Origin of the sequence: Nonomuraea muscovyensis, from assembly GCF_014207745.1 — a bacterium.
GTDB lineage: Bacteria > Actinomycetota > Actinomycetes > Streptosporangiales > Streptosporangiaceae > Nonomuraea > Nonomuraea muscovyensis.
Map to the genome: position 1 here is coordinate 2,547,801 of NZ_JACHJB010000002.1, position 24,528 is coordinate 2,572,328.

General features: G+C 71.5%; 18 protein-coding genes. 8 read left to right on the forward strand and 10 right to left on the reverse strand.

Going from position 1 to position 24,528, the window contains the following annotated elements; translation table 11 throughout:
* Positions 1–6 precede the first annotated feature (6 nt).
* The 5 genes from FHU36_RS28545 to FHU36_RS28565 form a co-directional block, all read right to left on the reverse strand.
* Positions 7–1,221 (reverse strand): ROK family transcriptional regulator, encoded by a 1,215-nt coding sequence (locus FHU36_RS28545; protein ID WP_185086870.1) that lies wholly within the window; start codon positions 1,219–1,221, stop codon positions 7–9.
* Between the two features lie 35 nt (positions 1,222–1,256).
* Positions 1,257–2,519: a sugar ABC transporter permease gene (locus tag FHU36_RS28550; RefSeq protein ID WP_185086871.1), complete on the reverse strand. Its 1,263-nt coding sequence runs from the start codon at positions 2,517–2,519 to the stop codon at positions 1,257–1,259.
* On the reverse strand, positions 2,516–3,280 hold the full coding sequence (locus FHU36_RS28555; RefSeq protein ID WP_185086872.1) for an ATP-binding cassette domain-containing protein: 765 nt from the start codon (positions 3,278–3,280) through the stop codon (positions 2,516–2,518). Before FHU36_RS28555 ends, FHU36_RS28550 begins: the two co-directional genes overlap by 4 nt.
* Before the next feature lie 63 nt (positions 3,281–3,343).
* Positions 3,344–4,456 carry a sugar ABC transporter substrate-binding protein gene (locus tag FHU36_RS28560; protein ID WP_185086873.1) on the reverse strand — a complete coding sequence of 371 codons (1,113 nt, stop codon included), beginning with the start codon at positions 4,454–4,456 and terminating at the stop codon, positions 3,344–3,346.
* A gap of 209 nt (positions 4,457–4,665) precedes the next feature.
* Positions 4,666–5,391 carry a sulfite exporter TauE/SafE family protein gene (locus FHU36_RS28565; protein WP_246502593.1) on the reverse strand — a complete coding sequence of 242 codons (726 nt, stop codon included), beginning with the start codon at positions 5,389–5,391 and terminating at the stop codon, positions 4,666–4,668.
* Between the two features lie 100 nt (positions 5,392–5,491).
* On the opposite strand from FHU36_RS28565, the gene FHU36_RS28570 reads away from it, so the two are divergent.
* Positions 5,492–5,815 (forward strand): hypothetical protein, encoded by a 324-nt coding sequence (locus FHU36_RS28570; protein WP_185086874.1) that lies wholly within the window; start codon positions 5,492–5,494, stop codon positions 5,813–5,815.
* Complete coding sequence (locus FHU36_RS28575; protein WP_185086875.1) at positions 5,796–6,128, forward strand: type II toxin-antitoxin system PemK/MazF family toxin; 333 nt, start codon at positions 5,796–5,798, stop codon at positions 6,126–6,128. Before FHU36_RS28570 ends, FHU36_RS28575 begins: the two co-directional genes overlap by 20 nt.
* A 131-nt stretch (positions 6,129–6,259) precedes the next feature.
* Here the strand turns inward: FHU36_RS28575 and acnA are convergent, their stop codons facing one another.
* A complete protein-coding gene (acnA, locus tag FHU36_RS28580; protein WP_376774176.1) occupies positions 6,260–9,037 on the reverse strand; it encodes an aconitate hydratase AcnA in 2,778 nt (925 codons plus the stop codon).
* Positions 9,038–9,190: 153 nt separating this feature from the next.
* Entirely contained in the window at positions 9,191–9,919 is a 729-nt protein-coding gene (locus tag FHU36_RS28585; RefSeq protein ID WP_185086877.1) for a metal-dependent hydrolase, read from the reverse strand.
* Positions 9,920–10,243: 324 nt separating this feature from the next.
* Here FHU36_RS28585 and FHU36_RS28590 point away from each other — a divergent pair, with 324 nt between their 5' ends.
* Genes FHU36_RS28590 through FHU36_RS28600 form a run of 3 tightly spaced genes read left to right on the forward strand, consistent with a single transcriptional unit; the run spans position 10,244 to position 12,285 of the window.
* On the forward strand, positions 10,244–11,002 hold the full coding sequence (locus tag FHU36_RS28590; RefSeq protein ID WP_185086878.1) for a PadR family transcriptional regulator: 759 nt from the start codon (positions 10,244–10,246) through the stop codon (positions 11,000–11,002).
* A gap of 4 nt (positions 11,003–11,006) precedes the next feature.
* On the forward strand, positions 11,007–11,615 hold the full coding sequence (locus tag FHU36_RS28595; protein WP_185086879.1) for a DUF1707 SHOCT-like domain-containing protein: 609 nt from the start codon (positions 11,007–11,009) through the stop codon (positions 11,613–11,615).
* Between the two features lie 28 nt (positions 11,616–11,643).
* Positions 11,644–12,285 (forward strand): TspO/MBR family protein, encoded by a 642-nt coding sequence (locus tag FHU36_RS28600; RefSeq protein WP_185086880.1) that lies wholly within the window; start codon positions 11,644–11,646, stop codon positions 12,283–12,285.
* 14 nt (positions 12,286–12,299) lie between these two features.
* Here FHU36_RS28600 and FHU36_RS28605 read toward each other — a convergent pair whose 3' ends face one another.
* Together FHU36_RS28605 and FHU36_RS28610 are read right to left on the reverse strand one after the other, a co-directional pair.
* On the reverse strand, positions 12,300–13,286 hold the full coding sequence (locus FHU36_RS28605) for a S1 family peptidase (RefSeq protein WP_221496613.1): 987 nt from the start codon (positions 13,284–13,286) through the stop codon (positions 12,300–12,302).
* A gap of 294 nt (positions 13,287–13,580) precedes the next feature.
* Entirely contained in the window at positions 13,581–15,431 is a 1,851-nt protein-coding gene (locus FHU36_RS28610) for a glycoside hydrolase family 15 protein (RefSeq protein ID WP_185086881.1), read from the reverse strand.
* A 305-nt stretch (positions 15,432–15,736) separates the two neighbouring features.
* Between FHU36_RS28610 and FHU36_RS28615 the strand changes: the two genes are divergently transcribed.
* Positions 15,737–18,688, forward strand: a complete 2,952-nt coding sequence (locus FHU36_RS28615; RefSeq protein WP_185086882.1) for an ATP-binding protein — start codon at positions 15,737–15,739, stop codon at positions 18,686–18,688.
* 47 nt (positions 18,689–18,735) lie between these two features.
* Here the strand turns inward: FHU36_RS28615 and FHU36_RS28620 are convergent, their stop codons facing one another.
* A complete protein-coding gene (locus FHU36_RS28620) occupies positions 18,736–22,152 on the reverse strand; it encodes a M28 family peptidase (RefSeq protein ID WP_246502594.1) in 3,417 nt (1,138 codons plus the stop codon).
* Between the two features lie 625 nt (positions 22,153–22,777).
* On the opposite strand from FHU36_RS28620, the gene kdpF reads away from it, so the two are divergent.
* Positions 22,778–22,867, forward strand: coding sequence for a K(+)-transporting ATPase subunit F (gene kdpF / locus FHU36_RS44950; RefSeq protein WP_185086883.1), 90 nt, complete (start codon positions 22,778–22,780; stop codon positions 22,865–22,867).
* The gene (gene kdpA, locus FHU36_RS28635) at positions 22,867–24,528 is read left to right on the forward strand and encodes a potassium-transporting ATPase subunit KdpA (protein WP_185086884.1); all 1,662 of its coding nucleotides are present in this window, start codon (positions 22,867–22,869) and stop codon (positions 24,526–24,528) included. The genes kdpF and kdpA overlap by 1 nt, the downstream gene beginning before the upstream one ends.

Here is a 24,528-nt window from a genome sequence, read left to right on the forward strand (position 1 = left end):
CGCCGGTCAGCCGCTGACGCGGGCCAGCGCCTCCAGCGGGTCGGCCAGCACGTGGGCGAAGGCCAGCTCGGCCGCCCCGACGAGCGTCGCGTCGTCGGCCAGCGCCGAGGTCCGCAACCGCAGCTTCTCGCGCTGCGGCGCCATGGCGTGCAGCGCGAGCCGGCTGCGCACCTGCGCCGCCGAGCCCAGGTAGACCTCTCTCAGCATGCCCCCGAAGATCACCATCTCGGGGTTGAAGATGTTGACCAGGTTGGCCACGCCGAGGCCCAGCCAGTCGCCGACCCGGCCGAGCGCCTCCTGGGCCACGATGTCGCCCCGGTCGGCCGCGTCGACCACGGCGCGCACGGCGTCGCGGCCGTGCTGGGCCGCGCCGTGCCGGCCGAGCCGGCCCGCCGCCTCCAGCAGCGCCCGCTCCCCCACCTCCGCCTCCAGGCAGCCGGACGAGCCGCAGCCGCAGGCCCGCCCGCCGGGGTTGACGACCATGTGGCCGACCTCGCCGCCGTAGCCGTCGTGGCCACCGAGCAGGTGACCGCCCGCGATGATGCCGCCGCCGATGCCGACGTCGCCGTGCAGGTAGATGAGGTCGCGCACGCCCAGGCCGACGCCGCGGCTGTGCTCGGCCAGGGCCGCGAGGTTGGCGTCGTTGCCGACGGTCACCGGCAGCCCGAGGCCGAGCCTGCGGCCCAGCTCCTCGCCGAACGGCACCTCGTCGGCCCGCAGGTTGGGCCCGAACCTGATCACGCCGTCGCTCTTGCGCACACCGCCGGACACGGCCGCGGCCGCGCCCACGCACACCGTGTCGTCGCGGGTCTTGCGCCGCATCTGCCGCGCGAAGCCGGCCAGGGCGCCGGCCAGCTCCTCCAACTGGAACGGGCCCCGCTGCCGCGCGGCCTCCCTGCGGTCGAGGATGGCGCCGCCCAGCCCGACCCGGGCCGCGGCGAGCCGGTCGGGGCCCACGTCGAAGGCGAAGACGTAGACGCGCGACGACTCCGGGCGCACGACGAGCGAGGGCCGGCCCGCGCGGCCGGTCTCGCGCGGCAGCTCCTCGCGCACCAGGCCGGCCGCGGTCAGGTCGGAGGTGAGCGCCATGATCGTGCTGCGGTTGAGCCCCATCCGCGTGGTGAGCTCGGCCCGCGAGATCGGCCCGCCCAGATGGACATGGCGGAGCAGGGCGCCGAGGTTGTGGCGCCTGATGTCCTCCTGGGACGGGCCGGCACGCATCTTCTGGGATTCCTTCGGGGGCGGGAGGTCGGTGCTCACCTTAGACCAGCGGCGGCCGCCCTCTTGCGCGCGAGGGCGTCCACGCCGGCCGCCAGCAGCAGCACGAACCCGGTGACCAGGTACTTGACGCTGGCGCCGTACTGCATCAGGGCCATGCCGTTGTCGATGACGGCGATGACGGCGCCGCCGAGCACGGCGTCGAGCACCCGGCCCTTGCCGCCGAACAGGCTGGTCCCGCCGATCACGGCCGCGCCCACCGCGTAGAGCAGCACGGAGCTGCCACCGGTGTTCGGGTCGACCGAGCTGGCCCGGGAGGCGGCGATGATGCCGCCGACCGCCGCCATCGACGAGCAGATCATGAACGCGCTGACCTTGATCCGGTCGACCGGGATGCCGGCCCGGCGGGCCGCCTCGGCGTTGCCGCCGACGGCGTACAGGTGCCGGCCGAACGCGGTGCGGCGCAGCACGAACGTCCACAGCACCAGCAGCGCGACGATGATCGGCACGACGATGGGCACGCCGCTGAGCGAGGCGAACGCCGGGTTGAGGCTGCGCTCCAGGTTGAGCAGGTAGACGGCCGCGCCGGCGATCGCGGCCAGCGCGGCGACGCGGGCGGCGATGAGCGACATCGGGTCGGACACCAGGCCGCGCGCGGCCCGCTTGCGCGACCGCACGATCTGCACGAGCGCGTAGATCGCCACGCATGCGGCGTACAGGCTCCAGCCGAGCGCGGGCGGCAGGTTCTTCTGCGCGACCGCCCGGATGACCGGGTCGCTGATGGAGATGTTGGTGCCCTCGTTCACCAGCACCAGGACGAGCCCCTGGAAGGCGAGGAACGCCGCGAGCGTCACCACGAACGACGGGATGCCGATCTTCGCCACCAGGCTGCCGAGCATGGAGCCGATGACGGTGCCGGTCACGATGGCCGCGAGCACGCCGACGTACCAGGGCATGCCCATGTTGGTCAGCACCACGGCGAGGACGGCCGCGCAGACGCCGCTGGTGAAGCCGGCCGACAGGTCGATCTCGCCGAGCAGCAGGACGAAGACCAGGCCCATCGCGATCACGGTGATCGCGGCGCCCTGGGTGAAGAGGTTGGCGAAGTTGATGGCGGTGACGAAGGACGGCCGGGCCACGGCGAAGGCCGTGCAGAGGACGAGCAGGCCGAGCACGGCCGGCAGCGCGCCCATGTCGCCGCGGCGGACCCGCTCGGTGTAGGCGCGGGCGGTGTTGCCGATCGACGGCTGCCGGGCGGCCTCGACGATGGCCTCGTCGGTCAGTTCAGTGGTCTTGCTCATGGGGTGACCCCGTTCTTCAGGCCGAGGTCCCCGCTTCGGCCGGCGGTGATCAGTTCGACGACCTGGGCGTGCGTCACGTCGGCGGTCTTGACCTGGGCGGCCATCCTGCCGAGGTAGAGCGCCGCGATCCGGTCGGAGACGGCGAAGACGTCGTTCATGTTGTGGGAGATGAGGACGACCGCGAGGCCGGTGTCGGCGAGCCTGCGCACGAGCTCCAGCACCTGCGCTGTCTGGGCGACGCCGAGCGCCGCGGTGGGCTCGTCGAGGATGACGACCTTGCTGTTCCACAGGACGGCCTTGGCGATGGCGACGGTCTGCCGCTGGCCGCCCGACAGGCTGGAGACCTGCTGCCTGATGGACTTGACCGTGCGCACGGACAGGCCGCTCAGCGTCTGCTGGGCGAGCTCCTCCATCGTGGCCTCGTCGAGGACCAGGCCGCTGCGGCGTTCCCTGCCGAGGAACATGTTCTGGACGATGTCGAGGTTGTCGCAGAGCGCCAGGTCCTGGTAGACGATCTCGATGCCGAGCTCGCCCGCGTCGCGCGGACCGTGCACCTGGACGGGTCTGCCGTCGAAGAGGATCTCTCCGGCGTCGATGGGGTGGATGCCGCCGATGCACTTGACGAGCGTCGACTTGCCGGCGCCGTTGTCGCCGACGAGCGCGGTCACCTCACCCGCGTGGGCTTGGAAGGTGACGTCGTGCAGGACCTGCACCGGGCCGAAGCTCTTGTCGATCCCGCGCACTTCGAGCAGGGGGGTCATGGGTCTCCCTCGGGGAGGGGTACGGCCGGGCCCGGCGGCGCCGGCCGTACCCTGTTCCGCTTGTTACTGGATTCCTGCTTCCGTGCACTTGGCGGCGAACTCACCGGTGCACAGTTCCTCCTTGGTGACGTACCCGTCGGCCACGACGTCCTTGACGTTCTCGATCGTGATGGCCTGGGGGTCCAGCAGCTCGGCCGGGACGTCCTGGCCCGTCTCCGGGTCCTTGACGCTGCCGCTCGCCTGGGGCTTCTCGCCCTTGGCCAGCGCCACGGCGAGCTTGGCCGCGGCGTCGGCCTCCTTCTTGACGGCCTTGTAGACCGTCATGCACTGGTCGCCCGCGAGGATGTTCTGCAGGCCCTGCACGGTGGCGTCCTGGCCGGTGACCGGCACCTTGCCGTTGAGGTTGTTCTTCTTCAGCACGGTGATGGCGGCGTTGCCGAGGCCGTCGTTGGCGGCCAGCACGCCGGCGATCTTCGGCTGGCTGGTCAGCATCTGCTCGAAGATCGTGCCGGCCTGGGTGTTGTCCCAGTCGGGCACGGCCTGGTCGGGGCCCTTGACGTACTCGCCGGAGTCGAACTTCGGCTTGAGCACGCCGTCGTAGCCCTGCTTGAACAGCGTGGCGTTGTTGTCCGTCGGCGAGCCGTTGAGGTAGGCCACGATCGGCTTGTCGGCCTTCTTGTCCGCCAGGCACGTGGCCAGCCCCTCGCCCTGCAGGGTGCCGACCTTGGTGTTGTCGAAGCTGACGTAGTAGGCGGCGTTGCCGCCCAGCGTGAGCCGGTCGTAGTCGATGGTGACCACGCCCTGCGACCTGGCCTTCTCGATGACGGTCTTGCCGGTGCCGCTGTCCAGGTTGACGATCATGAGCACGGTCGCGCCGTTGGTCATCATCTGGTCGGCGATGGTCTGGAAGGCGGTCTTGTCGTTCTGGGCGTTCTGGATGTCGTACTGCACCCCGGCGGCCTTGAACGCCTCTTCCAGGTACTTGCGGTCCGCCGTCTCCCAGCGGGCCGACGACTTGCTGTCGGGCAGGATGACGCCGACCTTGCCGGCCTTCTGCTGCGGTGAGCCTTGTGCCGTGGCGCCGGTCGTGGTCTGACCGCTGTCGCCCCCGCAGGCGGTGAGACCGAGGGCGAGCGCGGCGGCCGCGGCGGTCATGCTGAGGATCCCCTTGCGCATGTGCATGGGTCCTTTCTTCCGGAGGGGCCCGGATGAATGTTGTTTGCGGCAACGTATTCCGCGGTGGCCTGCTTGGGAAGACCCTGTCAGGGGGTAGTTTGTTGTTCCAGGTAACAATCGGGAAACACAAGGTCAACGCCCGCGACTTCCCCCGCCACGTGCGGTTCATGTCCCCGCCAGCCTGCAAGCGCTTTCCCGACCCGCCCGCCTCACACCGCGAGGCTCTGCGCGATGAGGACCACGGCGGAGATTCCCGCCACGGCCAGGACGGCGGCCCGCACCCGCCCGCCGTCCAGATAGCGGCGCACCGGACCCGACACCACGAACCCGAGCACCATCGGCACGACGAGGACCGCCCCCGTGGTCAGGGCGCGGGCGGGCAGGTGATCGACGAGCGCGAGGATCACCAGCGCCTGCGCGGCGCTGACGGAGAAGAACATCGCGAGCGTGGCCCGGATCTCGGGCCCCTTGGCGCCCTGGTAGACCAGCGCGATCGGCGGTCCGCCGATGCCCGTCGCGGTGCCGGTGATCCCCGAGACGAACCCGGCGGCGGCCACCGTCGCCCCGGTGCGCGGCACGCTCAACGCCCGCGCGGTCAGAGCCACGGCCACGAGCACCATGACGCCCACGAAGACACCCAGCGTGTAGACGGAAACGTAGACAACGATGACAGCACCGATGGCACTACCCGGCAGTCGCCCGAGCAACGCGAACCCCACACCGCGCCAATCGACCCTGCGCCACTCGGCGGCGAGCGTGAACAGCGGCATCGTCAGGTTCACGACCTGGATGGCGCCGGGCATGATGCCGGGGTCGAGCAGCGCCAGCACGGGCGCGGCCACCAGCCCCAGGCCGAAGCCCACACTCCCCTGCACCACGGCCCCGGCGAACACCGCGACCCCACCGACGACCAGCACCAGCAACTCGTTCGACATGCGGGAGAGTCAACCATCTTTACGGACAGTTGCCGTTCGTGCATCGAGCGTAGTCGTTTGGCTGTAGGGTTTCGATAGACGCCGACGTAGCCTCTGGAGTATGAGCGTGAAGCCCAAAGCAGCAACGACGATACGCGTCAGCGTCGCCACGAGAGACCGCATCGCCCGCATCGCCCGACAGGAGGGCCGGAGCATGACCGAGGTGCTCGACGAAGCGATCCACGACTACGAACGCAAGCACTTCTGGGAGGAGCTCAACGAGCAGATCGAGCGCACCCAGCGAGAGGACCCCCAGGCCTGGGCCGACTATCTCGCCGAACGCGAGCTGGTCATGGGCCCGCGATCCCGGTCACGCCGGATCGCCCCCGAATGGGAGGGGCTGATCACGTTCCCCGAGGAGAAAGATGAAGGCCACCCGAGGTGAGATCTGGCTCGCCGATCTCGGCGATCCGACCGGCCGGGAGCAGGGCTTTTCGCGCCCCGTGCTCATCCTCAGCAACGATCGACTCAATCGCTCGAAGCTGGGGCTCGTTTTCGCGATCCCCCTGACGACGCGAGAACGTGGCTACCTCACCCACGTCAGGGTCTCCGCCAGCGGGACGGGGCTGGCGAAGACGAGTTGGGCGATGGTGGAGCAGATCCGGGCCATGTCACCCGAACGGTTCGAGTTCTACGTCGGCCACGCGCCGGATGAGGTGGTCGACGAGGCCATCAGCGTGCTCAAGCAGATGATCTGACCACGGCCGTGCCACCCGGCGAAGTGATAGTTCGCCGGGTGGCATCCTTCATCGTGCCAGAGCCGCCCTCGTCGGCGCTGCCGGGAGGCGAGATCCGCCCCCTTTTATCGGCGACCCCGACGGCCGCACGGTCAGGACTTGGCGAGCAGGGAACGCAGCACGTACTGCATGATGCCGCCGTGCCGGTAGTAGTCGGCCTCGCCCGGCGTGTCGATGCGGACCACCGCGTCGAACTCCACGTCGCCGGCCTTGACGTGCACCGTGCGCGGAATGCCGCCCTTGTTGAGCTCCTCCACCCCGGTGATGTCGAACGTCTCCTCGCCGGTCAGCCCCAGCGACTCGGCGCTCACGCCCTCGGGGTACTGCAGCGGCAGCACGCCCATGCCGATCAGGTTGGAGCGGTGGATGCGCTCGTACGACTCGGCGATGACGGCGCGCACGCCGAGCAGCGCGGTGCCCTTGGCCGCCCAGTCGCGCGACGAGCCCGAGCCGTACTCCTTGCCCGCCAGCACCACCAGCGGCGTGCCCGCGGCGGCGTAGTTGACCGAGGCGTCGTAGATGAACGACACCGGGGCGTCGGGCTGGGTGAAGTCGCGGGTGTAGCCGCCCTCGGTGCCCGGCGCGATCTGGTTGCGCAGGCGGATGTTGGCGAACGTGCCGCGGATCATCACCTCGTGGTTGCCGCGCCGCGAGCCGTAGGAGTTGAAGTCCTTGACCTCGACCCCGTTGGCCTGGAGGTACTGGGCGGCGGGCGTGCCGGTCTTGATGGAGCCGGCCGGCGAGATGTGGTCGGTGGTGACCGAGTCGCCGACCTTGACCAGGACCTTGGCGCCGGTGATGTCGGAGACGGGCTCCGGCTGCGACGGCATGCCCTCGAAGTAGGGCGCCTTGCGCACGTAGGTCGAGTCGGGGTCCCACTCGAAGGTGTTGCCCGTCGGGATCGGCAGCGACCGCCAGAGGTCGTCGCCCTTGAACACGTCGGCGTAGTCGCGCTCGAACATGTCGCGGCCGATGGAGGAGTGGACCACGGCCGAGACCTCTTCGGGCGCCGGCCAGATGTCGCGCAGGAACACCGGCTGCCCGTCGGAACCGGTGCCGAGCGGCTCGTTGTCGAGGTCGACGTCCATCGTGCCGGCCAGCGCGTACGCCACGACGAGCGGCGGGGAGGCCAGGTAGTTCATCTTGACGTCGGGGTTGATGCGGCCCTCGAAGTTGCGGTTGCCGGACAGCACCGCGGTGACCGCGAGGTCGCCCGCCTGGACCGCCTCGGAGATCTCCTCCGGCAGCGGGCCGGAGTTGCCGATGCAGGTGGTGCAGCCGTAGCCGACGAGGTTGAAGCCGATCTTGTCGAGGTAGGGCTGGAGCCCCGAGCGCTCGAAGTAGCCCGTGACGACCTGCGAGCCGGGCGCGAGCGAGGTCTTGACCCACGGCTTGCGGGTCAGGCCCTTCTCGACGGCGTTGCGGGCCAGCAGGGCCGCACCGAGCATGACGTACGGGTTGGAGGTGTTGGTGCACGAGGTGATCGCGGCGATGGCGACGATGCCGTGGTCGATCTCGAACGAGGTGCCGTCGGCCAGCGTGACCGGCATCTTCTTGTGCGGCCGGGAGCCGTTGAGAACGGCGGCGTGCGGCTCGTCGCCGTTGCCGCCGTGGCTGATCGCCGGGGAGTCGGAGGCGGGGAACGACTCGGCGGACGCCTCGTCGATCGGACCCTCCACGGTCGGCGCGTAGTCCTTCACGGCGGCGCGCCAGGCCTTCTTGGCGTCGGAGAGCGCGATGCGGTCCTGCGGGCGCTTGGGGCCGGCGATCGACGGGACGATCGTGCCCAGGTCGAGCTCGATGTACTCGGAGAACACGGGCTCGGGCGCCGACGGGTCGAGCCACAGGCCCTGGGCCTTGGCGTATGCCTCGACCAGCGCGATCTGCTCCTCGGAGCGGCCGGTCAGGCGCAGGTAGTCGACGGTCTGGCCGTCGATCGGGAAGATCGCGCAGGTGGAGCCGAACTCGGGGCTCATGTTGCCGATCGTGGCCCGGTCGGCGAGCGGCACGCTGGAGACGCCCTCGCCGTAGAACTCCACGAACTTGCCCACCACGCCGTGCTTGCGCAGGATCTCGGTGATGGTGAGCACCAGGTCGGTGGCGGTGGCGCCCGCGGGGAGCTTGCCGCTGAGCTTGAAGCCGACCACGCGCGGGATCAGCATGGAGATCGGCTGGCCGAGCATCGCGGCCTCGGCCTCGATGCCGCCGACGCCCCAGCCGAGGACGCCGATGCCGTTCTCCATCGTGGTGTGGGAGTCGGTGCCGACGCAGGTGTCGGGGTAGGCCTTGCCGTCCCGGGTCATGACGACGCGGGCCAGGTGCTCGATGTTGACCTGGTGCACGATGCCGGTGCCCGGCGGGACGACCTTGAACTCGTCGAAGGCCGTCTGGCCCCAGCGCAGGAACTGGTAGCGCTCGCGGTTGCGCTCGTACTCGCGCTCGACGTTGCGCTGGAACGCGTCGGGGTGGCCGAAGTAGTCGACGATGACCGAGTGGTCGATGACCATCTCGGCGGGGGCCAGCGGGTTGATGCGGGCCGGGTCGCCGCCCAGGTCGCGTACGGCCTCGCGCATCGTGGCCAGGTCGACCACGCAGGGCACACCGGTGAAGTCCTGCATGATCACGCGGGCCGGCGTGAACTGGATCTCCACGCTCGGCTGCGCACTCGGGTCCCAGCCGCCCAGCGCCCGGATGTGGTCGGCCGTGATGTTGGCGCCGTCCTCGGTGCGGAGGAGGTTTTCCAGCAGGATCTTCAGGCTGTACGGGAGGCGGGCAGCACCCTCGACGGCATCCAGCCGGAAGATCTCATATGACGCGTCGCCGACGCGCAGCGTGTCACGGCTGCCGAAGCTGTTCGCGGACACGGTGATTCGCCTCCTCCATAGACAGTTGCTCAATGGGAATCCTCCCGCACCCCGGGATCGACCAGGACGTTAGGTGACCCTAAGTCGAGAGCGCGGCAGATGTCTCGATATCAAGATATCGACAGAACTATCTCGACATCAAGTTAACCGGGTGACGCCTCAGACGGGGACCAGACGGAGGAAGAGCAACCCGATGATGGCGACCGACAGCACGGGGGCGAGAATCTTCTGCTCGAACTTCTTGCCGGTCTTGATGCCGATCTTCCACGGCAGCAGGAACTTCACCGACATGGGCCACAGCACCGGACACCCCTTCTCCGTCATGCAGTCGCCCACGACGTGCACGAACGAGCCGATCCCCACGGCCAGCCCGAGCCAGGCGTAGCCGACGCCGAGCGAGAGGAACACCGCGTACAGGCCCGCGGTCAGGCCGATGTTGACCAGCGCCGAGCCGGCCTTGTTGCCCGGGATGCCGATGCCGATCGCGCGCAGCGCGAGGCCGATGAGCAGGACGACCATGATGTCGCGGCCGATGGGATAGGAGGACGCCAGCCAGTGCGCGCCGAATCCGATCGCCACCGCGAAGGCTAAGGAGTGGGTGGCGCCGCGGTGCCCGCCGCTCATCCAGTTGACCGCCTTGCTCAGCACCCACGTCACGGGGCCGAAGGTCTGCGCGATCGTGGCGCTGGGATGGTCGAGGTCGGGCAGCATCGCCGCCCCGGCACAGATGAGCGCCCCGGCGATGAGCTCCGCCGGAGAGAGCGCGTTGACCATGATCCCGGTCTCGATGAACCGGTTGGACTCCATCACCATCGGCAGGGCCGCGAGCCCCGGCGCCAGCCCCAGCCAGGCGATGGCACCCGTCATCGCGTGCGTGTGACCCATCATGATCCGGACTGTACGGCATGGCGCGGACACCCGGGCGCCACGTACGGGTGGCCTGCGGACAACACCGCGTGCGGGCGGGACGCCCTGTGGACACGGGACTGGCCGCAAACGCAGACGAGGTCGTCTCCAGCGGCGACAGCACCCCCCAGCCCTGCCGACGCGGAACGACCTCGTCTGATGGGAACAACGGCCACACCGCCGATCCTGTTCCCGTATTTCTCAAGTTTTTCGTGATCTGGCTCACTCAGACGCAGGTATTGCTGACGACATGTTGGCGATATATCTTTGAAGCATCGAGAACAGTCGAAAACTGGAGGAACCCCCATGACAGCGACACATGCGATGAGCGGCCCCTGGCCCGACCCGCGCCAGTTCAGGCGTTCCGCCGTCGAGGCGCTCAAGGCGGTGGCCGGGGCCTGGGAGGACGCCGGACGGCGCCACCACCCGCACGACCATCACCCGCACGACCACGGCCCGCACGACCACAGGCACCGCGGCAGGCGGCCGTTCCCGCCCGAGTTCGGGCGCGGCGGCCCGTTCGGTCCGGGCGGCCCGTTCGGTCCGGGGGGCCCGTTCGGCCACGGCGGGCCGTTCGGCCACCGCGGCTGGGGCGGCCGGAGCCGCAAGGCCAAGCGGGGCGACGTGCGCGCCGCGATCCTGGCGCTGCTGTCCGAGCAGCCGCGTAACGGCTACCAGATCATCCAGGAGATCGCCGAGCGCAGCGAGGGCGGCTGGAAGCCCAGTCCCGGCGCCGTCTACCCGGCGTTGCAGCAGCTCACCGACGAGGGGCTGGTCGTCTCCGAGGAGAACGAGGGCCGCAAGACCTTCCGCCTCACCGAGACCGGCCGCGCCTACATCGACGCCCACGGCGACGAGGTGCGCGCCCCGTGGGACGAGATGCGGCCCGACATCGACGACAACACCGCCGATCTGTGGGACCTGGCCCGGCAGTCGGCGTTCGCGATGATGCAGGTTCTGCAGACCGGGAGCGACGCACAGATCCGCGAAGCGCGTAAGACTCTGGTGGAGACCCGGCGCAAGCTCTACCAGATCCTGGCCGACGGCGACCCGGGCGAGGAGTGACCCGATGACCGGCGCCACGACGGGCAACCGGTCCGCAGAGGAGGAGTCACACATGGACCCGGACCACCACGGCATCGGCGAGGAGCGACGGACGGGCCCGGCCGGGCACCGTGACCGAGACCCGCGCCCGGACCCCGGCGAGTTGCGCATCGGCGACGCCGAGCGTGAGCAGACGATGGCCGACCTGCGCGAGCACTTCGCGCTGGGCCGCCTCGACCACGCCGAACTGGACGAGCGGCTCGACCGGACACTGGCGGCGCGCACGGCGCGCGACCTCGCCGAGGTGACGGCCGACCTGCCGGGCCCCGGCTACCGGCCCGGCCATCACGAGCCGGTCGCGCCGGGCCCCGGCGACTGGCGTGCCGCGGTGAACGCGCACCGGCACCAGATGGAGGCCATGCGCCGGCATCATCCGCGCCGGGGCCCGCACGGTCACGGCCCGCACCCGCACGGTCCCCACCGGCACGGCGGGCCATGGCTGCCGATCCTGTTCGGGATGATGTTCGTCGGAATGGTGGCCGGCGGGTGGGGCGTCGTCAAGGTGCTGTTCGTGATCTGGCTCGGCGCCATGGTCTTCAGCATGCTGCGCCGGCGGTTCCACCACCGCGGGTGATCTGGCCGGGCCGGGGTAGGCGGGTGGGATGACACGCAACGCAGGCCGTTTCGCCCGCACCCTGCTCGCGACGGGAACGGCCGTGGCGGCGGGCGCCGCGATCGGCGCCCGGTCCACCGACAGCCGTTCCCCGTGGTACCGGAAGCTGCGCAAACCGCCGTGGCAGCCGCCCCCGCAGGCCTTCGGGCTGGTCTGGACACCGCTGTACGCCCTGCTCGCCTACGCCGGAGCCCGCGCCCTCACCACCGCCTCCACCCCGACCCGACCGGCCCCGGCGGGAGCGGGGACGGAGACTTCCGGGACGGAGACTTCCGGGACGGAGACTTCCGGGACGGAGACTTCCGGGACGGAGACTTCCGGGACGGAGACTTCCGGGGCGGAGGTTTCGGGAGCGGGGGCGGACGTGGGGGTCGGGCGGGCGGGGCTGGCGTGGGCGTTCGCCGTGAACCTGGCGCTCAACACCGCCTGGACGCCGCTGTTCTTCGCCGCCCGCTCCCCGAGGCTGGCCATGCTGGACATCCTGGCGCTGAACGCCTCCAACCTCGTGCTGCTGCGCCGCTTCCTGCGCGCCGACCGCCGCGCGGGGCTGGCGCTGGTGCCGTACGTCGCCTGGACCGCCTTCGCGACGGCCCTGAACGGCGCGATCGTCGCCCGTAACCCGGACGCCTGACGCCACCCCGGCGATCAGGAGGCGCTGCGGACCTCCGCGGGAGCCTCCTCGCCGAGGATGCGCGCGATCCAGGAGCGGTAGTGGGTGACGTCGGTCCAGATTCCCACCCCCGGACCTCCGGACGGGTTGGTGGAGCAGCCGGCGGCGCCGTCCATGCGGTCGTCCACGTCGTCGCCGTCGCGCGAGGTGGCCCCGATCAGCTCCCACCGGTCGCCGACCCGGCGGATCTGCGGCCCTCCGGAGTCGCCGTTGCAGGCGCTGGCCGCCCGCCCGTCGCGCTCGCCGGCGCACAGCTCGGCGACGCCGTCGAGGGTGACGCACCGGTCGTCGGCCACGCGTACGGTGTCGAGCTCGCGCAGCACGCGCGGGCCGCCCGCGCAGGCCGGGTCCTCCCTGTCCTCACAGGTCATGCCCCATCCGAGGACGCGGCTCGGCTCGCCCACGTCTCCCGCGTCGCCGGCGATCGGGATGGGCGTCAGGTCCACCCGCCGGTCGAGCCGCACCAGCGCGATGTCGGCCTCGACTCCCCTGCGCTCCCGGCGGGAGCCGAAGTCGGGGTGGACGACGACACGCTTCACGCCGGCGGGCACGCCGCCCTCGTCACGGTCGAGGGAGCCCACGCGCACGCGTGTCCCGCCGGGCTTCAGGAGCCCTTTGCAGTGGGCGGCGGTGACGACCCAGTCGACGGCGACGAGGGCGCCGCCGCAGTGGTGGTCGGGCTCCTGGGGCAGCCGGAACGACACCATGAAGGGGTAGGTCTCCGTCGCGGTTCTCCCGCCGATGATGGCGGGCCGGTCGGAGCCGGTCGTGAGGGAGGCCGCGACGGCCGTGGTGCCCGCGACGGGCGTGGTCCCCGCGGTGGGAGGGGTGGCAGCGGTGGCGATGGTGGCCGCAGGGGGCGGGGAGGCCGCGGCGGGGGTGGTGGCGGTGGTCAGCGCGAGCCCCGTGGCCATGAGGGTGGCCGCGAGCGCCGCCGAGCGCCTGGCGGTTGCCTGGAACACGCGTGTCCTCTCGTTCGAGGGGGCGGGTGGGAGTCACTGCTCGCTGCGGATCCATCAGGGGCCCGGCCGGGCCCGCGGGGAGACGAGGTGCCGCGACCGGTCGCAGGCGCCAGGGGCGCCCGGCGTCCGGCCACTGGCGTCAGGCTACCCGTGTTTCGGCATGTCAGACGCCTGCGGGCGGTATCGGCGACCCTCGTGGGGCGCACGCCTTCGCGGCCGGAGCGGCGCGGGGCCGGGAGCCGCACCCGGCCGCGAAGGGTCTGCGGGCCCACGGGCCGCCGCCGCACGCGGGTCTCATCCGAGAGCCCGGTCGAGGTGGAAGGCGGAGCTGATCAGCGCCAGGTGGGTGAAGGCCTGCGGGAAGTTGCCCTGCTGCTCGCCGCTCTGGCTGATCTCCTCGGCGTACAGGCCGAGGTGGTTGGCGTAGGTGAGCATCTTCTCGAACGCCAGCCGCGCCTCCTCCACGCGCCCGGCGCGCACCAGCGCCTCGACGTACCAGAACGAGCAGATGGAGAACGTGCCCTCCTCCCCGCGCAGGCCGTCCGGGCTGGCCTGCGGGTCGTACCGGTAGACCAGCGAGTCGGACACCAGGTTGGCGGTGAGCGCGTCGAGGGTGGACAGCCACTTGGGATCGGTCGGCGAGATGAACTTGACCAGCGGCATCATGAGGACCGCGGCATCGAGCACGTCGCCGTCCTGGTGCTGGACGAAGGCTCCCCGGGCGGTCGACCAGCCGCGGCGCATGAGCTGCCGGTAGATCGCGTCACGGGTGTCCCGCCAGCGCTGGATGTCGGCGGGCAGGCCGCGGCGGCGGGATATCCGCATGGCCCGCTCGATCGCCACCCAGCACATCAGCCGCGAGTACAGGAAGTTCTTGCGCCCGCCGCGGGTCTCCCAGACGCCCTCGTCGGGCTGGTCCCAGTGCGCGCACACCCAGTCCACGAGGGCGCAGACGTCGTCCCAGTTGTCGCTGGAGATCGGCTGCCCCCACTTGTCGTAGAGGTAGATCGAGTCGATGAGGGCGCCGTAGATGTCGAGCTGGAGCTGCTCCGCGGCGGCGTTGCCCACCCGCACCGGGGCCGAGCCCTGGTGGCCCTCCAGGTGGCCGAGGACGCGTTCGGGCAGGTCGGTGCGGCCGTCGATGCCGTACATGATCTGCAGCGGGCCGGACGGGCCGTCGGCGCGGCGGCAGACGCGCCTGGCCAGGAAGTCCATGAACGCCTCCGCCTCGCCGGTGAACCCGAGCCGGAGCAGCGCGTACACGCAGAAGGCGGCGTCGCGTACCCACAGGTAGCGGTAGTCCCAGTTGCGCTCGCCGCCGATCTGCTCGGGCAGGCTCGTGGTGGGCGCGGCGACGATCGCGCCGGTCGGCGCGTAGGTGAGCAGCTTGAGCGTCAGCGCCGACCGGTGCACCATCTCCCGCCACCGGCCCCGGTAGCGGGAGGCGGACAGCCAGCGCCGCCAGAACCGCACCGTGGCGGCGAACTCCTCTTCCGCCTCCGCGTGCGGGCAGCCGCGCGGCTCCACCCGGGTGTCGACCCGGTCCAGCGCGAACACCTCGGACTCGCCCTCCTTGAGCGTGAACGCGGCCGTGGCGTCCAGGTCGTCGCAGTCGACGGGCACCGTGGCGGTCAGCGCGAGGCTCAGATCTGCGGCCGAGAAGACCACCGCGCCGCCGCGTTCGCACACGTCGTGCGGTTGTTCCCCGTAGCCGAAGCGGGGGGCCACCCGCGCCCGGAACGGGATCGTGCCGCGCACGCAGACGACCCGCCGGATCAGCCGGTGCCGGTCGGCCTCGCCTCCGTCGCTCCTTTCGCCGTCGCTCACCGGCATGAAGTCCTGGATCTCGCCCACGCCGTCCTCGGTGAAGAACCGCGTGATCAGCACGTTGGTGTCGGGGAAGTAGAACTGCTTGGTCTTGGCGGGCACGGCGGCGGTCAGCTCGAACGCCCCGCCCCGGTCCGCGTCGAGGATCGCGGCGAAGACGCTGGGCGAGTCGAAGGACGGACAGCAGTACCAGTCGATGGTGCCGTCGGTGCCGACCAGGGCCACCGTCCGCAGGTCACCGATCAGGCCGTGCTCGGCGATCGGCAGATAGCGGGACGGCGCTCTGCCCGGGTCCCCAGGGTGGAATGTTCCGGCCATCGCGACAGCCTTTCTCCGGACGTGCAGCCCTCCTCTGCCCATGGTGCTACGCCGATCCCCTCGACAGGGCGAAGGACGGGTCGGAGTATGTGGTCGGCGCCATCGCCCGGGAGAGGGACAGCCGCGCGAGAGGTACGCGACGACCGCAGGGCGGGCGCTGTTCCTGGTGGGATTCCACCTCGACCTGCTCGCGTCCTGAAGGACCCCGCGGACGCGGCCGGAGGTGTAAGGAGACTGTTGACCAAGATTGACCGGTAGTGGATAACGGAGTTCCGGTACGCCGCCGCACTGATCCGGAGACTCCGATGACGGGCCTCTCTCCTCCCGCGCTCGTCGGCCGCGACGCGCAGCTCAGAGCACTCCTCGGCGCGATCACCCGCCCGCCCGCGGTGGCGCTGGTGCAGGGCGAGGCGGGCATCGGCAAGACGCGCCTGGTCCGGGCGGCCGTCGAGCTCCTGCCCGACGGGGAGCGCACCGTGCTGCTCGGTCACTGCCACCAGCTCAGGGAGCCGTTCCCGTACGGGCCGGTGTTCGACGCGCTGCGCCACGTCGCCGCCGCCCTGCCCGCGCGGTCGGCGCTGAACCCGGTGACGGGGGCGTTGCGCGGCTATCTGCCGGAGCTGGCCGGCGACCTGCCTCCGGCGCCGCTTCCGCCGCCGGTGGACGACCCGCGCGCCGAACGGCACCGGCTGTTCCGCGCCGTCCACGCGCTACTGGCGGCCGCCGGGCCGGTCGTGCTGGTGGTGGAGGACCTGCACTGGGCCGATGACGGAACGCGGGACCTGCTGCGGTTCCTCACCGACCAGCCGCCCGCCGGACTGGCGCTGGTGGTGACGTTCCGGCGGGAGGACCTGCCGGTGCCGGGGCTGCCGTTCGGGCACGCGTACCGGCATCCGCCGGGCGTCAACAGCGAGGTCGTGGCGCTGGCCCCGCTGGACGTGGAGGGCGTCAGGCTCATGGCGGGCGGCCTGCTCGGCCGTCCCGGACTGTCCGCCGCCTTCGCGGCGCGGCTGCACGAGCGGACCGCCGGGGTCCCGTTCGTGGTGGAGGAGGTCGTCCGCTCGCTGCTCGACGACGGCGGCGGGGAGGAGCCGAAGGCCCTGGACAGCATCGCGGTGCCGCTGCTGCTGCGCGAGGCGATGGCGGAGCGGCTCGCCGAGCTGTCCCCCGTGGCGCTGCGCGTCGTCCACGCCGCCGCCGTGCTCAAGCTTCCGGCGGACGAGCCGCTGATCTCCGCCGTCCTGGGGGACGCCGCCTCGGGAGACGACGGCCCGGGAGTCGGCGTCCTTGGGGACAGCGGCCTGGGGGACGGCGGCCCAGGAGGCGGCCCAGGCGGCGGCGACGTGGGAGGCGGCGGCCTGGGAGTCAGGGCGGGGCTGTGCGAGGCGCTCAAGGCGGGCGTGCTGCTCGAACACCCCGACGGCCAGCACGGTTTCCGGCACGCGCTCGCCCAGCAGGCCGTCTACGACGCCATCCCCGGCCCGGACCGGCGGCTGATCCACCGGCGGGCCGTGACGGCGCTGGCCACGCTCGACCAGCCGCCGCTCGTCCAGATCGCCTACCACGCGCGGCGCGCGGGCGACTTCGGCGCCTGGCGGCGGTACGGCGCCGCCGCCGCCGACCAGGCCGCCGCGCTCGGCGACGTGCCGCTCGCCGTCGAACTGCTGGAGAGCATGCTCGCCGACCCCAAGCTGCCGCGCGACGCCCGCGGTCCGCTGGCCCTGCGGCTCAGCAGGCTGGCCGCGGTCGGGCTGTCCCACCGGCGCGTCGTCCGGCTGCTGCGTCACCTCCTGGCCGACGACTTCCTGTCGCGGGAGGTGCGCGGCGAGGCCCGGCTCAACCTGGGCGTGCTGCTGTCCAACCAGGCGGGCGCCATCGCCGCCGGGCGGCAGGAGGTGCTCGCCGCGCTGCCCGACCTCGCTGACCGGCCCGGCATGGCCGCCAGGGGGCTGGCACTGCTGGCCATGCCGGCGTGGGGCACCGAGCCGATCGCCACCCACCGGCAGTGGATGGACCGGTCCGAGAGCCTGGTGGTCGCCGACGGCGACCCGGAGCTGACGGCGACGGTGCACGCCAACAAGGTCGCCTTCGCCATGCTGATCGGCTCTCCGGACGCGTTCGCGCTGGCGGACACCCTCCCGGTGGGCCACCCGTCGGCGGGGGTGCGGCGGCAGGTCGCCCGTGCCTACTCCAACCTGTGCGACGCGGCGATCCCGCTCGGCCACTACGCCGCGGCCAGGCGGTACGCCGCGCTGGGCCGCCGGGTCGCCGAGGAGAGCGGCGCCCTGTACCCGGTCTACCTGGTGGAGATGTCGTCCATCAGGCTCGACTGGCTGACCGGGCGCTGGTCCGGGCTGCGGGAGCGGGCGGTCGCGGCCGTCGAGATGATGCCGGAGACGCCCCTGCTCGGGGTGGACGCGCAGCTCGTCCTCGGCATGCTGGCGCTGGCCTGCGGCGAGTGGGACGAGGCCGGCCGCCACCTGGAGGACGCCGGGGTACGGGAGCCGGACTCCGCCTTCCTGCCGGTCGCCGCGGCCGCCTCCGGCGGGCTGGTCGAGCTGCTCCTCGTCCGCGACCGGGTGGACGCGGCGCTGGCCGAGGCCCGCGCGGCGGTGGCCCGGCTGCGCCGCAAGGGCGTGTGGGTGTGGGGCGACCAGCTCGTCCCGCCCGCCGTGACCGCGCTGCTGCGGGCCGGGCGCCACGACGAGGCGGGCGAGCTGGTGGCCGAGTTCGCCGCCGGCATCGAGGGCCGCAGCGCGCCGTCGGCCGTGGCCGCGCTGGAGGTGGTGCGCGGCGCGCTGGCGCACGCCGGCGGCCGGTTCGAGGAGGCGGTGGCGTGCCAGGCCCGCGCGCGGTCGGCGTACGAGGCGATGGGCCGGCCCCACGGCGCGGCGCGGGCGGCGGAGGCGGAGGCGGGCGCCCGGCTGGAGCTGGGCGGCGGGGAACGGGCCGCGGAGATCGTCGCCGACGCGGCCGAGCGGTACGCGACGCTCGGCGCCACCCATGACGCGGCGCGCTGCCGTCACCTGCTCCGGGAGATCGGCGCCGGCTGCCCGCCGCGCCGGGGGCGCAGGCCCGCCGGCGGCGGGCTGTCGCCCAGGGAGCGCGAGGTGGCCAGGCTGGTCGCGCAGGGCCGGACCAACAGGGAGATCGCCGAGGTGCTTTTCCTGTCGCGCCGCACGGTCGACACGCACGTGGCGAAGGTGCTGCACAAGCTCGGCGTGCGCACCCGCAACGACGTCGCCTGGCCGCTGTGACGGGAAAGGCCCCGGCCGGGGCCGGGGCCTTTCGCTGATCGGAAGGGTCAGACGGTGACGCTCCAGGTGTCCAGGTAGCCGGTGTCACCGCTGTAGACGTCGCTGACTTCGAGCACCCAGGTGCCCGCCGCCTGCTGGCTCAGCGGGACGGTGTACGTCCTGGTGCCGTACGACGTGCAGCTCGTGCCGCCGTACCGGTCGACCGCGTACCACTGGCCGTTCGGCCCGCGCAGCCAGATGTCGAGGTCCTCGGCGCAGGTGTGGTTGATGGTGACGGAGAGCCTGACCGGGGAGGTCGCGGCGCCCGTCGCCGTGGACGTGATCGGGCTCTGCACGGTGGTGTAGTCCCGGATCTGGTAGTCGGTGCCGTTGGTGAACGTCCTGCCGCCCGAGGTGCCCTGGACGGTCAGCGCGTACGTGGCGGACCGCGTCGCCGTCTCGCCGGTGCCCGTCACCGTGACGGTGTAGGAGCCGGCGGGAGTGGTGGGCGCGGTCGAGATCGTCAGGGTGGACGAGCCGCCCGACGTCACCGAGGCGGGGTTGAAGGAGGCGGAGGCGCCTGTGGGCAGGCCCGTCGCCGACAGGTTCACCGACTGCGCGGTGCCCGCCGTGGTGGTGGTGCCGATCGTGGTGGTGGCCGGCGAGCCCGCCTGGACGGTGCCCGAGGCCGGGTTGGCCGAGATCGAGAAGTCACGGCTCGGCGTGCCACCGCCGACGGCCTGCTTCCAGATGGCGTGGGCGGCGGCGTCGGCGGCCCGGTCCAGGATGGTGTCGTTGATGTTGCTGATGGTGTCGCACGCGGCGTGGTAGCAGGAGTCGTACGCCCGTCCGGACGTGCCGCCCCACTTGGCCGCCTGGGCCGTGCTCTTGGTGTAGCTCGCGCCGGCGGCGACGCCCGAGGTGGCGATGCCCGCGTTGCGGAAGGAGGCGTCGTCGGAGCGGTTGGCGCCTTCGGTGTTCTCCTCCGGCTGCAGGTTCAGGCCGTCGTAGAACTCCTTGAGCGGCTGCGCGACGGCGGTGGTGATGTTGTTGATGAAGTAGCCGCCGTTGGGCGAGCCGACCATGTCGTAGTTGTAGTACGCCTTGATCCTCGACCGGTCGGTGGCGGAGAGGGAGTTGACGTAGTACTCGGAGCCGTTCAGGCCCTGCTCCTCGTCCGTCCACCAGCCGAACCGCACGTGCTTGGCCATGGTGGGCCGCTCGGCGGCCAGCGTCAGCGCGACCTCCAGCAGCGCGCCGGAGCCGGAGGCGTTGTCGTTGATGCCGGGGCCGGCGGACACGCCGTCGAGGTGCGCACCGGCCATGATGACCTGGTTGGCGTCACCGCCGGGCCAGTCCGCGATCAGGTTCGGACCCGAACCGCTGGTGCAGCCGGAGGCGCAGCTCTGCCGGACCACGGTGTAGCCGGCGTCGCGCAGCTTCTGCTCCACGTACGAGACGGACGCGGTGTAGCCGCTGCCGGTGGACCTGCGGTTGCCCCCGTTGGCGGTGGCGATCGTCTGGAACTGCGACAGGTGCGCCTTGACGTTGGCGAGGCTGATGTCCGGCGGCTCGTCGCCGCCGGGCCCGCCGGAGCCGACCTGCAGGCTGTAGATCGCGGTGTGCGGGGACGACCCGGTGCCCGTGACGGTGACCTGGTAGGTGCCCTGGGCCGCGGACGAGCCGACCGACAGGGTGAGCGTGGCGGAGTTGCCGGAGGTGACCGACGACGGGTTGAAGCTCGCCGTGACGCCGCTCGGCAGGCCGGAGGCGGTCAGGGTGACCGTCTGCGGGCTGCCGGACGTGGTCTGGGTGTTGACCGTGGTGGTCACCTGCTGCCCGGGCTGGGCGGTGCCCGACGCCGGGTTGAGCGACAGGGAGAAGTCGTTGCCGGGGGTGCCGCAGGCGGGCTCGCCGGACTGCGCCGCCACGCTGATCGCGCTGAAGGCCGCCTTGGTGGTGTTGCACTCGACGCTGTTGGCGCCGAACAGCTCGACGGCCGCGGCCACGGAGGCGGACCGGACGTTGGCGTACCGCCAGCTCGACGTCTTGCGGTTGAGGGCGCCCATGAAGATCTTGGCGGCCTTCTCGACGCCGATGCCGGTCACCGAGGAGGGGCCGCCGGAGCAGATGGGGCTGTTCGGCTTGCCGCCGCCGGGGCTGCTGCCCTCGGCCAGCAGGTAGAACCAGTGGTTCAGCGGGCCGGCCGCGGCGTGCACCTCGGTGCCGGGGATGGAGGTGGACCAGCAGTTGGGGTCGCCGAGGGCGCCGGGGTTGTACATGTTGCGGATCGGGCCGTCGCCGACGAGGTCGACCTCCTCGCCGACGAGGTAGTCGGGCGGGTCGCTCGGGTGGTTGGCGAAGTGCTCGGTGACCGCGCCGAAGATGTCGCCGGTGGCCTCGTTGATGCCGCCGTTCTCGTTGCCGGAGCCGGCGCCGCCGGGCGTGGTCTGGAAGATGGCGTGGCCGTACTCGTGGGCGACCACGTCGATGGGGGTGGCCTGGCGGGTGTTGGCCTGGTTGTGGCCGAAGTTGGTGTAGCTGCCGTTCCAGAAGGCGTTGACCTGGTTCAGTCCGACGCGGGCGGGGAAGCCGCCGCCCTGGCCGTTGATGCCGTCACGGCCGAGCCAGTCGCGCAGCATGTCCCACTCGCGCTGCACGGAGTACATCGCGTCGACGCAGGCCGCCTCCAGGTTGGTGCCCTGGCCGTTGCCCCAGGAGTCGTCGGGGCCGGTGTAGGCGGAGCCGTTCTGCCCGCCGCACCTGATGCCGGGCCGCGTCGGGTCGGTCATCGAGTACGAGCTGCCGGAGCCGCTCGTGTTGATCGTGACCTGCCCGTAGTAGTGGCCGTTGCCGGTGCCCTCGCGGACCAGGTCGTAGGAGTCGGCGACCTCGCCGGTGCGGGCGTCCACGAACACGTGCTGGATGCTCGGCTTGCCGTCGGCCACGCCGCCGACGACCGCCTCCCAGGTCAGTTTCGGCTTGCCGCCCCAGGCCAGCACCACCAGGCGCGGGTCACCGGTCTCGTCCACGCGTGAGAGCCGGGTCTTGGCCACCCGGGTGGCCCGCGCGGCGCTGATCTTGGGGGTGGTGGCCACGTCGCTCGGGCTCGGCCCGGACTCGGCGACGGTGTCGCGGACGCGCCCGGCGGAGTCGGTGACGACGACGGCGTCGCCGCCGACCATCGGCAGCCCCTTGTACGTGCGCTCGTAGGAGACGAAGAACATGTCGCCGGCGCCGCGGACCACGTTCAGCCGGCGGTATGCCTCGTCGGGCCCCTTGGCCAGGTTGTCGAGACTGCTGGCGACCGCCTGGTCGGCGACGGCGGCGGCCTGCGACTCCGGGTCGGCCGCGGCGGCGGCGCGCGCCTGCCCGCCGGCTCCCTGGGCTCCGGGCGGCGCCGCGTGCGCGGGTAAGGCGGATAACACCATGGCCGCGGCCGTGGCTACTCCCACGGTCGCGGCGGCCAGTGGCTTGCGTTTCAAGGCTGGGCTCCTTTCGGCTTTCCCGGCCGGGCGCCCGGGTGGGCGCGCGCCGACCGTGCCGCAGGGATCGCCTGGGAGCACGGCCTGCCGGGAACGGGGGGTGGTGCAGGGCGCGCGCTCGTCTTCCGTGGTGGGGGTGTACGCCCTGCTGCCGCCAGACGGTAGGCGCTGCCGGCACAGCCGAATATCCGTAGACCTATCGGTAGGCATACCGATAAATCAGGACTCGCCCTTTCGGTGCAGCTCAGTCCGCGTCTTCACGACGAGCTCCAGACGACGGAGCCGTCTTGGTCGAGTCGCGGATGACCGATCAGGCCGCCGTACTCGAACCGGCGCCTCCCCACCCAGCCCCACGGGCGCCGTCCGACGGCCGGCACCGAGATCATCCCCTGATCACCCGGCGCGTAGCAATGGCGTCAATTCTCGGGCTCCACTCGTATGAAACCCGTCAAGAACGGCAAAACACCCGAAATTCCGGGATTTGCTGGCCCTGGCGCCGCCGGCTCCGGCGGGCGAAACACCCATCATCCAGTCGAGGAGTGAGGATGACCGACGTCATCTTCGTCGGCCTGACGATCGCGGTCTTCGTGATCCTCGGGCTGGTTGTGAAGGCGGTGGAACGGCTGTGAGCGCCGTCAACGCCGCAGGTCTGGTCGTGGTCGTCGGCCTGCTGGTCTTCGTGGTCGCGGCCCTGCTGTTCCCGGAGCGCTTCTGATGTCCTCGACTCTGGCGGGGATCCTGTTCATCGCGTCCCTGCTGCTCGCCCTCGTGCTGTGCCATCGGCCGCTGGGCGACTACATGTACCGCGTCTACACCGGCACCAAGCACTCCCGGGTCGAGCGGATGATCTACCGGCTGATCGGTGTGCGACCCGACAGCGAGCAGCGCTGGGGCGTCTACGCGCGTGGCGTGCTGGCGTTCTCGCTGGTGTCGGTCCTGTTCCTGTACGGCCTGCAGCGGCTGCAGAACCACCTGTTCCTGTCCCTGGGCATGGAGCCGGTGGAGCCGGCACTGGCCTGGAACACCGCGGTCAGCTTCGTCACCAACACCAACTGGCAGGCCTATTCCGGCGAGTCCACGATGGGCCACGTGGTGCAGACCGCGGGCCTGGCGGTGCAGAACTTCGTCTCCGCGGCGGCCGGCATGGCGGTGGCGGTCGCGCTGGTGCGCGGGTTCGCCCGGAGGCAGAGCGAGACGCTGGGCAACTTCTGGGTGGACCTGGTCCGCGGCACGATCCGCATCCTGCTGCCGATCGCCTTCGTCGCGGCGCTGGTACTGGTGGCGGGGGGCGCGATCCAGACGTTCGCCGATCACAGCACGTGGGCGACGCTGACCGGCGGGGAGCAGACGTTCACCCCGGCCGCGGCCGCCTCGCAGGAGGCGATCAAGGACCTGGGCACCAACGGCGGCGGCATCTTCAACGTCAACTCGGCCCACCCGTTCGAGAACCCGACGACGTGGACCAACTGGCTGACGATCTTCCTGCTGCTGGTGATCTCGTTCTCGCTGCCGCGCGCCTTCGGCCGGATGGTCGGCGACAACCGGCAGGGCTACGCCATCGTCGCGGTGATGGCGAGCATCTTCCTGATCAGCGTGACGCTGACCAACTGGGCCGAACTGAGCGCGGGCGGCACGGTGCCGCAGGCCGTCGGGGCGGCGATGGAGGGGCGCGAGGCGCGCTTCGGGGTGTCGAACTCGGCCATGTTCGCCTCCTCCACCACCCTGACCAGTACCGGCTCGGTCGACTCCTTCCACGACTCCTACACGGCGCTCGGCGGCGGCATGCTGATCTTCAACATGCTGCTCGGCGAGGTCGCTCCCGGCGGAGTCGGCGCGGGTCTGTACGGCATGCTGATCCTCGCCGTGATCACCGTGTTCGTGGCCGGGCTGATGGTCGGCCGCACCCCCGAATACCTGGGCAAGAAGATCGGCGCCCGCGAGATCAAGCTCGCCTCGCTCTACTTCCTCATCACCCCGGCACTGGTGCTGGTCGGCACGGCGGTGGCGATGGCCACCGAGACCGGCCGCTCGGCGATGCTGAACAGCGGCCCGCACGGCCTGTCGGAGATCCTGTACGCCTACACCTCGGCCTCCAACAACAACGGCTCCGCCTTCGCCGGAGTCAGCGTGAACACCCCGTTCCACAACACCACCCTCGGACTGTGCATGGCCCTCGGCCGGTTCCTGCCCATCGTGCTGGTGCTGGCGCTGGCCGGCTCGCTGGCCCGGCAGGCACCCGTCCCGGCGTCGGCCGGCACGCTGCCCACCCACCGGCCGCAGTTCGTCGGCATGGTCGTCGGCGTGACGATCATCCTGGTCGCCCTCACCTTCCTGCCCGCGCTGGCGCTCGGGCCGCTCGCAGAAGGAATTCGCTAG

What these genes read in the sequence shown, in the direction of transcription:
- FHU36_RS28545 (WP_185086870.1), bottom strand. Translation starts at nt 1,221, where the DNA reads ATGCGTGCCGGCCCGTCCCAGGAGGACATCAGGCGCCACAACCTCGGC.
- FHU36_RS28550 (WP_185086871.1), bottom strand. Translation starts at nt 2,519, where the DNA reads ATGAGCAAGACCACTGAACTGACCGACGAGGCCATCGTCGAGGCCGCC.
- FHU36_RS28555 (WP_185086872.1), bottom strand. Translation starts at nt 3,280, where the DNA reads ATGACCCCCCTGCTCGAAGTGCGCGGGATCGACAAGAGCTTCGGCCCG.
- FHU36_RS28560 (WP_185086873.1), bottom strand. Translation starts at nt 4,456, where the DNA reads ATGCGCAAGGGGATCCTCAGCATGACCGCCGCGGCCGCCGCGCTCGCC.
- FHU36_RS28565 (WP_246502593.1), bottom strand. Translation starts at nt 5,391, where the DNA reads ATGTCGAACGAGTTGCTGGTGCTGGTCGTCGGTGGGGTCGCGGTGTTC.
- FHU36_RS28570 (WP_185086874.1), top strand. Translation starts at nt 5,492, where the DNA reads ATGAGCGTGAAGCCCAAAGCAGCAACGACGATACGCGTCAGCGTCGCC.
- FHU36_RS28575 (WP_185086875.1), top strand. Translation starts at nt 5,796, where the DNA reads ATGAAGGCCACCCGAGGTGAGATCTGGCTCGCCGATCTCGGCGATCCG.
- FHU36_RS28585 (WP_185086877.1), bottom strand. Translation starts at nt 9,919, where the DNA reads ATGATGGGTCACACGCACGCGATGACGGGTGCCATCGCCTGGCTGGGG.
- FHU36_RS28590 (WP_185086878.1), top strand. Translation starts at nt 10,244, where the DNA reads ATGACAGCGACACATGCGATGAGCGGCCCCTGGCCCGACCCGCGCCAG.
- FHU36_RS28595 (WP_185086879.1), top strand. Translation starts at nt 11,007, where the DNA reads ATGACCGGCGCCACGACGGGCAACCGGTCCGCAGAGGAGGAGTCACAC.
- FHU36_RS28600 (WP_185086880.1), top strand. Translation starts at nt 11,644, where the DNA reads ATGACACGCAACGCAGGCCGTTTCGCCCGCACCCTGCTCGCGACGGGA.
- FHU36_RS28610 (WP_185086881.1), bottom strand. Translation starts at nt 15,431, where the DNA reads ATGGCCGGAACATTCCACCCTGGGGACCCGGGCAGAGCGCCGTCCCGC.
- FHU36_RS28615 (WP_185086882.1), top strand. Translation starts at nt 15,737, where the DNA reads ATGACGGGCCTCTCTCCTCCCGCGCTCGTCGGCCGCGACGCGCAGCTC.
- kdpA (WP_185086884.1), top strand. Translation starts at nt 22,867, where the DNA reads ATGTCCTCGACTCTGGCGGGGATCCTGTTCATCGCGTCCCTGCTGCTC.